General features: G+C 62.2%; 11 protein-coding genes. 5 read left to right on the top strand and 6 right to left on the bottom strand.

The window, feature by feature from the left end:
- Positions 1-101: 101 nt before the first annotated feature.
- A complete protein-coding gene (locus ACIQAL_RS15520) occupies positions 102-1,121 on the bottom strand; it encodes a branched-chain amino acid aminotransferase (RefSeq protein ID WP_166598098.1) in 1,020 nt (339 codons plus the stop codon).
- 306 nt (positions 1,122-1,427) lie between these two features.
- On the opposite strand from ACIQAL_RS15520, the gene ACIQAL_RS15515 reads away from it, so the two are divergent.
- The 3 genes from ACIQAL_RS15515 (at position 1,428) to ACIQAL_RS15505 (ending at position 4,013) form a co-directional block, all read left to right on the top strand.
- Complete coding sequence (locus tag ACIQAL_RS15515; protein WP_401146833.1) at positions 1,428-1,820, top strand: VOC family protein; 393 nt, start codon at positions 1,428-1,430, stop codon at positions 1,818-1,820.
- A 302-nt stretch (positions 1,821-2,122) separates the two neighbouring features.
- Complete coding sequence (locus ACIQAL_RS15510) at positions 2,123-2,947, top strand: HDOD domain-containing protein (protein WP_401146832.1); 825 nt, start codon at positions 2,123-2,125, stop codon at positions 2,945-2,947.
- Between the two features lie 268 nt (positions 2,948-3,215).
- Positions 3,216-4,013 (top strand): NAD-dependent protein deacetylase, encoded by a 798-nt coding sequence (locus ACIQAL_RS15505; RefSeq protein ID WP_401147145.1) that lies wholly within the window; start codon positions 3,216-3,218, stop codon positions 4,011-4,013.
- 6 nt (positions 4,014-4,019) lie between these two features.
- On the opposite strand, the gene ACIQAL_RS15500 is transcribed toward ACIQAL_RS15505, so the two are convergent.
- From ACIQAL_RS15500 to ACIQAL_RS15485, 4 genes are all read right to left on the bottom strand, one after another.
- Positions 4,020-5,168 carry an MFS transporter gene (locus tag ACIQAL_RS15500; protein WP_401146829.1) on the bottom strand — a complete coding sequence of 383 codons (1,149 nt, stop codon included), beginning with the start codon at positions 5,166-5,168 and terminating at the stop codon, positions 4,020-4,022.
- A 156-nt stretch (positions 5,169-5,324) separates the two neighbouring features.
- Positions 5,325-7,394: a maltose alpha-D-glucosyltransferase gene (gene treS / locus ACIQAL_RS15495; protein WP_401146827.1), complete on the bottom strand. Its 2,070-nt coding sequence runs from the start codon at positions 7,392-7,394 to the stop codon at positions 5,325-5,327.
- 159 nt (positions 7,395-7,553) lie between these two features.
- Positions 7,554-8,201, bottom strand: coding sequence for a LysE family translocator (locus ACIQAL_RS15490; protein ID WP_401146826.1), 648 nt, complete (start codon positions 8,199-8,201; stop codon positions 7,554-7,556).
- Between the two features lie 69 nt (positions 8,202-8,270).
- The gene (locus ACIQAL_RS15485) at positions 8,271-8,711 is read right to left on the bottom strand and encodes a carboxymuconolactone decarboxylase family protein (protein ID WP_401146824.1); all 441 of its coding nucleotides are present in this window, start codon (positions 8,709-8,711) and stop codon (positions 8,271-8,273) included.
- A gap of 204 nt (positions 8,712-8,915) precedes the next feature.
- On the opposite strand from ACIQAL_RS15485, the gene ACIQAL_RS15480 reads away from it, so the two are divergent.
- A complete protein-coding gene (locus ACIQAL_RS15480; RefSeq protein WP_401146822.1) occupies positions 8,916-10,349 on the top strand; it encodes a PLP-dependent aminotransferase family protein in 1,434 nt (477 codons plus the stop codon).
- 12 nt (positions 10,350-10,361) lie between these two features.
- Here ACIQAL_RS15480 and ACIQAL_RS15475 read toward each other — a convergent pair whose 3' ends face one another.
- On the bottom strand, positions 10,362-10,787 hold the full coding sequence (locus ACIQAL_RS15475; RefSeq protein WP_401146819.1) for a carboxymuconolactone decarboxylase family protein: 426 nt from the start codon (positions 10,785-10,787) through the stop codon (positions 10,362-10,364).
- 524 nt (positions 10,788-11,311) lie between these two features.
- On the opposite strand from ACIQAL_RS15475, the gene ACIQAL_RS15470 reads away from it, so the two are divergent.
- Complete coding sequence (locus ACIQAL_RS15470) at positions 11,312-12,895, top strand: aldehyde dehydrogenase (NADP(+)) (protein ID WP_401146817.1); 1,584 nt, start codon at positions 11,312-11,314, stop codon at positions 12,893-12,895.
- Positions 12,896-13,128: the final 233 nt, after the last annotated feature.

Below are 13,128 nucleotides of genomic sequence, written 5' to 3'. Positions count from 1 at the left end.
TGCGGTTTACCACGGTTCGATGACAGGATTCAAAATCAGGCGCAAAAAAAACCACCGCGCAAGGGCAGTGGCTTATTTATCGAGCGTGGATCAGATCAGGCTCAGACCTTGACGACCCATCCCGCCGGGCCTTCGATTTCGCCAAACTGAATGCCGGTCAGCTCTTTATACAGACGCTGTGTCACCGGGCCCACTTCGGTCTCGCTGTGGAACACGTGCAGCTTGTCTTTGTAGCTGATGCCACCGATCGGCGTGATCACGGCAGCGGTCCCGCAGGCGCCGGCTTCCTTGAACTGATCCAGCTTGTCGATGAACACTTCGCCTTCGGTCACTTTCAGGCCCAGACGGCTTTCAGCCAGCTCGATCAGCGACAGACGGGTGATGCCCGGCAGCACGGAAGGCGACTTTGGCGTGATGAACTGGTCGTCGTGGGTGATGCCGAAGAAGTTGGCCGAACCGACTTCTTCGATCTTCGAATGCGTCAGCGGGTCCAGGTAGATCGCGTCGGCGAAGCCGTTTTTCTTGGCTTCGCTGCCCGGCATCATGCTCGCCGCGTAGTTGCCGCCGACTTTCGCAGCGCCGGTGCCTTGTGGCGCGGCGCGATCGTAGCTGGAGATCACGAAGTTGTGTGGCTTCATGCCGCCCTTGAAGTAAGGGCCGACCGGGATGCAGAACACCGAGAAAATGAACTCGGGCGCTGCACGCACGCCGATGTTGTCACCCACGCCGATCACGAATGGACGCAGGTACAGCGCGCCACCGGTGCCGTAAGGCGGGATGAAACGCTCGTTGGCGCGGACCACTTCCTTGCACGCTTCGATGAACTGTTCGGTCGGAACGTGGGGCATCAGCAGACGCGAGCAGCTGCGTTGCATGCGCGCGGCGTTCTGGTCAGGGCGGAACAGGTTGATCGACCCGTCCTTGGCGCGGTAGGCCTTCAGGCCTTCGAAACATTGTTGGCCGTAATGCAGCGCGGTCGAGCCTTCGCTGATGTGCAACACGTTGTCTTCGGTCAGGGTGCCTGTGTCCCACTCACCGTCGCGCCAGTGAGCCAGGTAGCGCTTGTCGGTCTTGATGTAGTCGAAACCCAGCTTGTCCCAATTAATGCTTTCGTTACCCATGACACCCTCTATTTCCTGGCCAGCGCGCCCGCAGGTGGGGGGCTGGCGTTTCATCAATATGGTCGTGAAGGCTCGGCCGAGGGAACGGCCCCCACCGATGTTGCGCCATATTACTGATTTTTTGCCGGACAAACCGCCTCGAAAGCTTAACAAGCAAAAAAGAGCACCCAACCGCCTTTAGGCCCTCTTCAAAAACCGCCGCCAAGCTGCGAATCTGACGCCTGTTGCCGTTGGTCCGCCGGCAGTTCGAGGCGGTGGCGAAACACGCAATCGACTCCACAGAGCCTCGTTCAGCAAGGAAAGCCCATGACCGATCTGCCCAAACACGGCGCCGTCCTGTTCGCCAAAGACTTGCCCCGTGTCGCCGCGTTTTATCGCGAACTGCTGGACATGACGCAGACCGTCACCGAAAAACGGTTGATCGTGCTGGAGTCGTCGACCTACCAACTGGTGATTCATGGGATTCCGAAAGCGGTTTCCGACCGGGTCATCATCAGTTCTCCGCCGCAGCGGCGCGTGGACCTGCCCACCAAGCTGGTCTTCCCCGTGAAAAACCTGGCAGATGCCCGCGCAGCGGCGGTCGCCTTGGGTGGGCAGGTGGACGCGCCGTCCGGGCAATTCACCGCCCGCGGCTTCACCGCCTGCGACGGGTTCGACCCGGAGGGCAATGTCGTACAGTTTCGCGAACCGGCGCCGTGATTGTCGGTAAATCGATGGACATCTGTAGCGAATTCATTCGCGAGAGGCCGGTGCGGCCGATACATCTACATCGTCTGATACGTCTTTCGTCGGTATGCCGCCCAGAATGAATTCGCTCCCACAGGGACTGCGCGTCGCCATGCAGTCCGTCATCTGACGTTCCTGCAGGTCTTGGGGTAGTCACAGGATTCTGTGGATGCACCCCAGATTTCGTGCCGCCTGTATCAAAAGCTTCTCAACCGTCGTGCAGATTTGCCATTTTTGCCTATCGTTGGTAATTCATATGAAACAGGAGCACGTCCATGGGTATCGAGCAACTCTTCGCGGATTTGGGCAGTCTTCCGAGCATTCCCAAAGTGGCTCAAGACCTGATTCAACAGTTCGACAACCCGTCGTCGAACATTGAGAGCATCGCTCGCAACATCCAGAAAGACCCGGTGATTTCCGCCAAAATTCTGCGGCTGGCCAACTCGGCGCGGTTTCGCGGGGCGCGGGAGTCTTCAAGCATCGACGACGCGGCCATGCGCCTGGGCTTCAACACCTTGCGCACACTAGTGCTGGCGTCGGCGGTGACCGGGGCATTCAAGGCGGGGCCAAGCTTCGACCTCAAGGGCTTTTGGCTGAAAAGCTTTCAAGTGGCGGGGATTTGCCGCCTGCTGGCCAAGCAGTCGGGCGCTGACGCGGAAATCGCCTTCACCTGCGGGGTGATGCATGACATTGGCGAGTTGCTGATCCAGACCGGCGCGCCGCAAGTGGCCGAGCGCATCAACAGCGTCACCAAGACTGGCACCACCAGCCGCGCCGCCATCGAGACCCTGCAACTGGGCTTCGGCTACCCGGAAGTGGGTGCGGAGCTGGCCCGCCGCTGGCAGTTGCCGCCGGTGATCCAGCAGGCGATTGCCTATCAGGCCCGCCCGATGCAAGCCCCTGGCGACGCGACCCATGCCCGGATCGTCGCCCAGGCGCTGACCGTGTCCGACGCGCTGGAGAGCAACGGCGGCGCGACACCACAGGCGCAGCAGTCCATAGAAGGGCCACTGTTTGAAGGCGTTGATCTGGATGCGCTGTTCACGGCATTGCCTGCGGTACTGGAGGCGGACAAGGCCTTTGCGGAGTTGCTGAGCTGATTCCCCCCAGGTCTGACGAATGACCTGTGGGAGCGAATTCATTCGCGAATCGGCCGTGCCGACGACAGAAATAATTCGGCTGCACGGGCCTCTCGCGAATGAATTCGCTCCCACAGGGTGATTGGGGACACCCGTGAGATGTTTCGCTATCTGCGTTTCCCCGCCCTGTGCCCACCTCGTTTAGTATCACCCCACCCACCACGCTGACGAGGCCCCGCGCATGTTCGATACGCCTGCCCTTTCCCACCTCGAATCCCTCCTGCACTGGATGAGCGGCCGCTCGTTCACGGTGTTGACGGGCGCAGGCATCAGCACCTCGTCCGGAATCCCCGATTATCGCGACAGCGAGGGCGTGCGACGGGGTCGGCAGCCGATGATGTTTCAGGAATTCCTCAACGCCCCCGAAGCGCGCCGCCGGTATTGGGCGCGGGCCATGCTCGGGTGGCCACGTGTTCGCGCTGCACAGCCGAACGCGGCTCACGGAGAACTGGCGGCGTTGCAACAACATGATCTCATTCGGGGCGTGATTACTCAGAACGTCGACACGCTGCACGATCAGGCGGGCAGTCATGAGGTGATCGAACTGCACGGCAGCCTGCACTGGGTGCTGTGTCTGGATTGCCGTCAGCGCACCGAACGCGACGTGATCCAGCTGACGTTACTGGAGCAGAACCCCTACCTGGCCGGTGTCGATGCGGTTCAGGCCCCGGATGGCGACACCTTGCTCGACCCCGCCTTTGAAGAACGCTTTCAGGTGCCCCACTGCCCTCATTGCGGCGGCGAACGCATGAAACCGGACGTGGTGTTTTTCGGCGAGAACGTTGCGCCGCCCACGGCGGCCAAGGCCATGGACCGGGTAGAAACCTCGGACGGTTTACTGGTGGTGGGGTCGTCGTTGATGGCGTTTTCGGCGTTTCGCCTGTGTCGGCGCATCGTCGAACAGGGCAAACCGCTGATCGCCATCAACCTTGGCAAGACCCGGGCGGACGACGTGCTGGACCTGAAGATCGAAGCATCCTGTGAAGTGCTACTGCCCGAACTGGCGCAGCGGCTCATCGCGGGTTGAACCGGCTCAGCCCTTGGCCAATGCCCGCGCGCTGAGCACCTGCGCCAACAGCAAGGTGCCGACGCATAACAGCGCGTCACGCAAGCCGATGAAGTGCGCGGCAAAGCCGATCAGCGCCGGCCCCAGCAGAATCCCGCAATAACCGATTCCGGTGATGACCGCGATGCCCAACCCGGCGGGCATCGCTGTTTGCGCACCGACGATGGAACAGTAAACCGGGAATGTGTTGGACAGGCCCAGACCGATCAACGCAAAGCCGAGCAGGAACAGCGGCCACGGTTGTAACAGCACCGCCATGGCAAAACCGAGCATGACCAACAGGCCGCCGCCGATCAGCAGTTTCACAGCACCGAAGCGCTTTCTCAGGGCATCGCCGGAAAACCGGCCCGCTGCCATGGCAAGCGAAAACACCGCGTAAGCGCCCCCCGCGACCGACAGGTCAATCTGGTGAGCACGGTTGAGAAACACCGCGCTCCAGTCAAGAATCGCGCCTTCCACCAGCAGCGCAATGAAGCACAGCAGGCCGATGATCAGCACCTTCACCGTCGGCCATGAGAAAGGCGTCGAAGGGTCGTCCGCGCTGAACGGCAGCAAGTGTCGGGCCTGGCTCAGCAACGTGCCCGCGACGATTGCCACCATCACCGACACGGCGAATAACGGCGACGCGCCACTCCACAGCATCAACCCCATCGACCCCGCACTGACGATCCCGCCCAGACTGAACAGCCCATGAAATCCCGACATCAGCGGGCGCCGATGATCCTGTTCCACCATCAAGCCTTGCACGTTCATCGCCACGTCGATGCTGCCCAACCCCGCCCCGAAAACCGCCAGGGCCAGGGCGAGCGTAGTGAACGACGACAGCGTGGCAAGCAGGGGCAACATGCTGCAAATCAAGGCCCCGCCGATCAGCGCCACGAAGCGGCAGCCCTTGCGCGTGGTCAAGGCGCCAGCCAGTGGCATCGCCAGCATCGAACCTACGCCGAAGCACAGCAACAGCAACCCCAATTCGGCCTCTTCCAGCCCCGCACGGTCCCGGGCAAACGGCACCAACGGCGCCCACGCCCCGAGCGCCATGCCGGACAGCAGGAACGTCAGGCGGTAGCTCCAAAGGTGAATGAGGGTCGGGGTGTGGGCGGGTTGGGCGATGGACAAGGGAAGTTTCCAGAATATTGAGGGCAGTTCACGTTGTGGGAGACGCAGGAGGTTACGACGGCAGCGAAAGCGGTGGATCAGTCACAGACAAACTGCCTGACAGTCCGCTTCGCCGCCGTCGTAACCTCCGGCGTCCCCCGACAGGGTTCGCAGCGTTTACATCATCGGCGCCACCATGCTCACGACCCGCAACGCCAGACCTTCATAAGCGTCCAGCGTAATGGTGAACTCACCCTCCTCGGTCAGATCGCCCTCGACCCGCTCGTTGATGATATCCACCACCGGCCCCGGTGCGATGCCCGGCAGGTGCAGGGTTTCTACGATGGATTCGGCGCTGAAGTTAAGCGCGGTGATCTGCGTGCCTTTCCCGGCGGGCAGTTCGTGGACCATGATCAGCAGGCCCGGATGCTCGACGTCAGGGATCAGAATCTGGCGGCTGGCGGCGATGTCGTAGGCGCGGCGCACAGCGAGGATTTTCTTCAACTGCGAGGCGAACGAGTCCGGCCGTTGCAGCTGTTCGACCAGGCTGCCGTATAGCGCGGTCGGACGCGGCATGCCGCCCGCCGAGGTTTCAGCGCTGGGGTCCAGGTCCACCAGATCGTAGGCGCCGCGATGAATCCAGCGGGTGTCGCCATCGCCCATCAGGTGCGCGACCTGCTCGGCGGGCAGCGGCAGCGCCCCCACCAAATCCCAGCCCGACAGCGCGAACACCCCCGGCTGCATGGCGTTGAACATCACCAGCAACAGGTGGATGTGCTGAATCTTGTTCACGTCGTCGGCGGTGATGGTGTCCAACTCACGAATGCCCAGCGCCGCTGTGATAATGCTGGCGGTGGTGCACGACACCCCATTGGTCACGAACTTGAGGTTGTACGGCGCATGTTCGCCAGCGAGGCGTTCATACATCTCTTCGCGGATGTGCTCGCGCAGGATATTGCCGGGAAAGGTCTGGCCCATGTACAGGTATTGATCGTGGGCGTGCAGCGTCCAGAAATGCACCAGCTCCAGGGTCAGCTCGTCGTGGTTCTGCAAGGCGTGGATCAGCGACGCGGGGTCGATCCCGAAGTCATGGACCTGGCGCAGCATGAGCCGCAAAAACTCGGTGCGGCCGGTCAGCAGCGCGTGCTGGTAGGCCGGACGGGTGATGAAATCGTAAGACAGGTCGGCGCCGCCGTGGGACATGGCAGCAATGTCGTCGATGGTCAGGTTTAGCTCCTGAAAACTGAAGCCCCCGGCCTTGCGGATCGCGCCCGCCAGCAACTGGTTGCCGGTAATCGCCAGCGGATGGCTTTCCGACCACGCGGTGCCATCGGCCTTGCGCTCGACGCCAAGGAAGCCGTTGGCGTCGAGACGCAGCACCCGCGCGCCCATCACGTCGATGGCGTGCAGCGCGTCGCCGATGATCATCTGCTGCGCCGCGAAGCTGGGGTCGAGCCAGTTCAACGAGGGCTGGCCTTCCTTGAAGTAGTGCAGGTACACCCAGCGCCGGTCTTTGCCGTCCACGCCGGTGATGACGGGTGTGGTGCTCCAGTCTGTTTCCTTGACCCCCGGTTCGAAAAAGATCACCCGCTGCAACTGACCGACGATGTAATGCTTGTCGCGCAAGGCATCCACGGTTGCGGGCGGCAGGTTGATGGCGTCGCGTCCGGCCGGGACGTCGGGCAGCAGCGGCCAGTCTTCTTCTTTGATCTCGACCATGTGGTACAGACCGGGGTATTCCTCGTACGCCAACTCGGCCAGACGGAAATCAGCGCCTTTGCCGGTGTGGGACGGGATCACGTCATCGACGATCACCGCGTTGTGCGCGGCGGCGATGCGGCTGAGGCTGAGAAACTGCGCGTCGGTGCCCAGTTCGGCATCGACCTCAAAGCTGATGCGATCGAAATTGCCATCGATGCTCGGGGTTTTCTGCCGCCCCTTGAGGCCACCGGAGGCTTTGAGCGGACCGTTGTGGATGCCCTGAATGCCAATCTCGGACAAGGCGTGCCAGAGTTTTTCATCCCCTAGTGCTTCCAGCACCGAGCCGCCTTCACGGGTGATGATCGACGCGGGGTACGCGGTGAACCACACCGACGCAATCGCTGACGCGTCCCGAGGTCGGGCCTGGGCGTAAGGCCTTTGCCAGAGCCGCCCCTGGCCGCCATAGAGCTTGGCGCGTTGTTGTGCGGCGTTGAGCATCGATTGCTCAACCAGCCATTCCACGTACTGCTTGTCCGGTGTGGTCATAGGGTCCAGGGTTCCGTCTTCAAAGGGATTTGGAGAGGTCGTCCCACACGCTCAAACGCGCGGCCGGGGACGATCCTGTCTACGCCGTTGCTTATGTCTATGAGCGCCCATGGACGTAAACGTTCGGTGTTTGAAGAACAGATGGCGCCTCGGTTCGGCTTACCCCCGCGCCGCGTTGACGATGAATTCGTGATACCCGGACACGATCACGAACACCGCGAAGTAACAGAAGATCGCCGCCGACACCCAGTACGAGTATTTCAGCAGCCGATCCCCCAACAATCGCCCGCCATGGCTGGCCGCGAAGCAGATGAACACGCACCACGCCACGCCCGCGCTGAAAAAACCGGACAGAAAAAACGCGGTGCTGAGGGAGCCGTGTCCGCCCGCCCGCGAGATCAGCGTCCCGCCCACTGCCGCGAACCAGAGAATGGCCGTGGGCGACGACACCGCAAGAAACACCCCGCGCGAAAATTCCCGCAACCCCGAACGATTGCCTGCTTCTCCGGCCATGGCCAACCCGCCGTGGCTGGACAGCGCGGCGATCACCATTTTCACCGCAAAGCCGATCAGCAGCACCGAGCCGCCCAGCCATAACCCCCAGCGCACCCATTCGTATTGCAGCAGTACGGTCATGCCCGCCAGCGCCAGAATGGCGTAGAACAGATCACCGAAACAGGTGCCCAGCCCCAACCAGAACCCTTGCAGATAGCCCCGTTGCATCGCCAGCGTGATCATCGCGATGTTGGCCACGCCAATGTCCAGGCACAACGAAAGGCTCAGCAAAAAGCCACTGGTGAACTCCATGGGTGATATCCGTCCGGCTGCATTTGAAAGAAGGTAAAAAAAGCAGCGGGCAGGATAGCGGGTTTGCCCTCAAACCGCAGGCCCCTTGCGAAACCCCACGGCCATGCGATTCCAGCAGTTGATGGTGGCGATTCCCACCGTCAGGTCGACCCGTTCCCGCTCGGAGAAATGCGCGCACAACGCGTCGTACAACGCCGCCGGTGGCCCTTCCGGCGCCAGCAGGGTCACCGCCTCGCACCATGCCAGCGCTGCGCGTTCCCGCAGCGTGAACACGTCCGATGTGCGCCAGACCACCAGCGCGTGCAAACGTCGCGGATGTTCGCCGTTGAGGCGGGCTTCGGTAACGTGCATGTCGGCGCAGAACGCACAGTCGTTGAGCTGCGAGACACGCAACTTGATCAGCTGCATCAGCGGTCTTTCAATGCAGAGGTCGAAATTGGCCGCTTCCAGCAGGATGAGCGCTTTGAGCGCTGCCGGGGATGCGGTGTAGTAGTCCAGACGAAGCGCCATGGGAGCTCACGGTTTCTCAATGATCACAGCCCCCAGCCTAAGGGGTGGCGCGGACGGACGCGACGTCCAATCCCGAAGGTTTTCAGCGCACCATTGCGCATCGCTCAGGAGACCAATTGCCGGTTTTTTCGTTGCGCAGCTATACCGCTTCCTCGCCCGCTGACTAGAATTCCGGATCGTGGACGCTGAGCCTGGGAGCCGTGCGTGGAACTTCACATCGTCATTCAAGGCCGCAAAGATCTGGCGAATCAGCTCTACCAGCAACTGCGCGACAGCATCGAATCCGGGCGCCTGGCCGCCGGGGTCCAACTGCCTCCGAGCCGCCTGCTCGCGGCGCAATTGGGGTTGTCCCGCAAGACCATTTCCGACACCTATAGCCGGCTGACCTACGAAAACTTTCTGGTGGGCAAGATTGGCAGCGGGACCTTCGTCAACACCCTGAGTGCTCAGCCCCAACGCAGCTCGATTCGCTCGGACCTCGCCAGTCAAAAGGTGGTGAGAAAGTGGCAGGACATCTCGCTGCCCCTGAGACACCCGACGCTGGAGGGCACGCTGCGGTGCGACTTCATCGGTGGCGCCACGGCCAAGACCCAATTCCCCCATGACGACTGGCGACGTTGCACCCAGTACGCCTTGCGGCAAATGTCCCAGGCACGAGGCTTCTACAGCCAGCCGGAAGGCGTCGCGCCGCTGCGTCACGCCATCGCCGGACACATCGCGTTTGCCCGTGGCGTGAGATGCAGCGCCGACGACGTGGTGGTGTGCAACGGCGCGCAGCAAGCGCTGGACCTGATTGCCCGTGTATTGATCGAGCCCGGTTGCACCGTGGCCATGGAAGACCCCGGCTACACCCCGGCGCGGCTGCTGTTCGCGGCACAGGGTGCGAATGTGGTCAGCGTGCCGGTGGACGAGGAAGGGATCATCGTCGACGGCATTCCCGAGAGGGCCCATGTGATCTACGTCACCCCGTCTCACCAGATGCCCCTGGGCATGCCCATGAGTGTGGCGCGTCGGGAAGCTTTGCTGGAGAAGGCCAGCCGTATCGGCGCGATCATCATTGAGGACGATTACGACAGCGAGTTTCGCTACGAGGGACGCCCCACCGATTCATTGCAGAGCATGGATCGGTTCGGCGTCGTGGCGTACGTCGGGACCTTTTCCAAAACCCTTTTGCCCGAGCTGCGGTTGGGCTATGCGGTGCTGCCGAGCGCCATTCTGGAGGCCGTGATCAAGGCCAAACAACTGACCGACTGGCACACCAGCACCCTGCCCCAATGGGCGCTGGCCAAGTTCATCAGCGAGGGGTTGCTGAACAAACACATCCGCCGCTGTCACGGGATCTATGCCGGGCGTCGCGAGCGGATTCTTGCGCGACTGGCGGGCGACCTGTCGCCCTGGCTGGAAGCGATTCCGTGCACGGCGGGCTTTCACATGGCAGTGATGTTCAAGGTGCCGATCAACCTGCGACTGTTGGTGGAGTTGGCGCGCAAGGTCGAGATCGGGCTGTACCCGCTGACCGGTTTCTATCACAGCGCCCCAACCCGGGATGGCCTGATGCTGGGGTTCGGTGCCATCGAAACCCTCGACATCGACCCGGCGCTGGACCGGTTGCGGGATGTGCTGGGGCAGATTGCGTAGGACGCCCGGCCGTCAGCGGAAACACACTGTCAGCCGGTTCCAACTGTTTACGGTGGCAATCAACAACGTCAGGTCCACCCGTTCGGCTTCGCTGAAGTGCTGCGACAGTTGGTCATAATCGGCGTCGGGGGCGTGGCTCGCAGCGATTCGGGTGATGCACTCGGCCCAGTTCAACGCCGCCTGTTCGCGGTCGCTGAACAAGGGAGATTCACGCCACACCGCCACGGTGTAGAGCCTGCGCTCGGACTCTCCTTGCAGACTCGCCTCATGGGCGTAGCGATCCACCGATGCCGCGCAGCCGTTGAGCTGTGAGACCCGCAGTTTCACCAACGCCACCAGCGACGACTCCAAAGGCAAATGACTCACAGCCTGCTCCACCGCTTGCATTGCTTTCATGGCGGTGGGTGATGCTTGATGAATATCGGTTCGGGGCGGCATGTCGATGCTCGGGATCGTAGGCAGATGGCGAGGTTATGCGTTGGACGCTGCGGGTAAAACGGCCAATTTGGTGAAAGCTCAGGGGGCCATTGTCGGCGGCGCCCGCAGGATCGCCGCGTTCGGCAAGCCCGCCTGCTACAGGGCACGACGGCGCGCCGGGATCTCGCGTCTGGCCTCGATCTTCTGTGGGAGTGAATTCATTCGCGAAAGGGCCGGTTCAGCCGCTACATCTCCACCGCCTGTACCCCCTTTGTCGGAATACAGCCCAGAATAAATCCGCTTCCACAGAGGTTTGCGGCGTGCTGCCATGCTGCGAATGACACAACCCGTGCCGCTACCCTTGCGGGTCGGCATCCAACCGGAATCGCCCCTTCCCTTGCGGCCACAAAAATGCAGTTGTATGATGACTGTCAACTTGCGATGACCCGCCCGGCGTTATCGGCGGCACGCTTCACGCACTTTTACCGATTCTTCGTCAGACACCTCGTCCGACCGTTTCGACCCAACAATAACAGGAGAAGCAGATGCCTAATGTTCTCGGCCAGAACTTCATCGGCGGCGCCCGCAGCGGCCTCGGCGAAGCACGCCACAAGAGTCTGGATGCCACTACTGGCGAAGCCCTGCCTTACGCTTTCCATCAGGCCGCGGACGGCGAAATCGACGCTGCCGCCCTCGCTGCCAAAGACGCTTTTCTCGAATACCGCCAGTTGAGCCCGGCTCGCCGCGCTGAGTTCCTCGACGCGATTGCCGACGAGCTGGATGCATTGGGCGATGACTTCGTCGCACTGGTCTGCCAGGAAACCGCGTTGCCTGCGGGTCGTATCCAGGGCGAGCGCGGCCGTACCAGCGGCCAGATGCGTCTGTTTGCCAAAGTCCTGCGTCGCGGCGACTTCCTCGGCGCACGTATTGACCAGGCCCTGCCGGATCGCAAACCGCTGCCTCGCGTCGACCTGCGCCAGCTGCGCATCGGCGTCGGACCGATTGCTGTCTTCGGTGCCAGCAACTTCCCGTTGGCCTTCTCCACTGCCGGGGGCGACACCGCTTCCGCCTTGGCGGCCGGTTGCCCGGTGGTGGTCAAGGCCCACAGCGGCCACATGGCAACCGCTGACCTGGTCGGCCAGGCCATCGTGCGTGCCGCCGAGAAAACCGGCATGCCGAAAGGTGTGTTCAACATGATCTTTGGCAGCGGCGTCGGCGAAGGTCTGGTCAAGCATCCGGCGATTCAGGGCGTGGGTTTCACCGGTTCGCTGCACGGCGGCACGGCTTTGTGCAAACTGGCCGCCGAGCGTCCACAGCCGATTCCGGTGTTTGCCGAAATGTCGAGCATCAACCCGGTGGTCTTGTTGCCTGGCGCTGTGACAGCCCGTGGCGCGACCATTGCCGGTGAGCTGGCGGCGTCCGTTGTGCTGGGCGCAGGCCAGTTCTGCACCAACCCGGGCGTGGTCATCGGCATTCGCTCCCCTGCCCTGACCGCGTTCACTGAGCAGCTGAAAGAGCACATGGGCGGGCAAGCGCCACAGACCATGCTCAACGAAGGCGGCCTGCGCAGTTACGGCAAGGGCGTGCAGAAACTGCTGGCGCACCCGAGCGTCACGCACTTGGCGGGCAAACCGCAGGAAGGTCGTCAGGCGCAGCCGCAGCTGTTCAAGGCGGACGTGAGCATGCTGCTGAACGGTGACGAACTGCTGCAGGAAGAAGTCTTCGGCCCGACGACGCTGCTGATCGAAGTGGCAGACGACGCCGAGCTAAAAGCAGCGTTGCAAGCGCTGCGCGGCCAACTGACCGCCACGCTGATCGGCGAAACCGCTGACCTGCAGAAATACCAATGGCTGGTGCCGGTGCTGGAAGAGAAAGTCGGCCGCATCCTGGTCAACGGCTACCCGACCGGTGTGGAAGTGTCTGACGCGATGGTCCACGGTGGCCCCTTCCCGGCTACTTCCGACGCACGGGGCACCTCCGTCGGCACCCTGGCCATCGACCGCTTCCTGCGTCCGGTCTGCTACCAGAACTATCCGGACAGCCTGCTCCCGGCTGCGCTGCAAAACGCCAACCCGCTGGGGCTCAAACGCCTGGTGAACGGCGAGTGGAGCAGCGACGTCATCGCGTGATGATGGCTTGATCCGCTGATCGAAAGCGGCGCGTCCCTCGCAGGACGCGCCGTTTTTTTATGCCCCCCAAAGGGTCATCCGGGGGGAGTTGAACGCGTGTCCGCAAATCCGTCCTCTGTGGGAGCGAATTTATTCGCGAATAATCTTCCAGACGATAGACAGGTGTCGGATGTACCGCCCTCTCGCGAATGAATTCGCTCCCACAGTGAACCCCGTCGCGCTGATGAATATTG

The organism is Pseudomonas sp. NPDC088368, assembly GCF_044753445.1.
Classification (GTDB): Bacteria; Pseudomonadota; Gammaproteobacteria; order Pseudomonadales; family Pseudomonadaceae; genus Aquipseudomonas; species Aquipseudomonas bambusae.
Note: the sequence above shows the minus strand (reverse complement) of the source record. Positions and strands in the feature narration are given on the sequence as shown.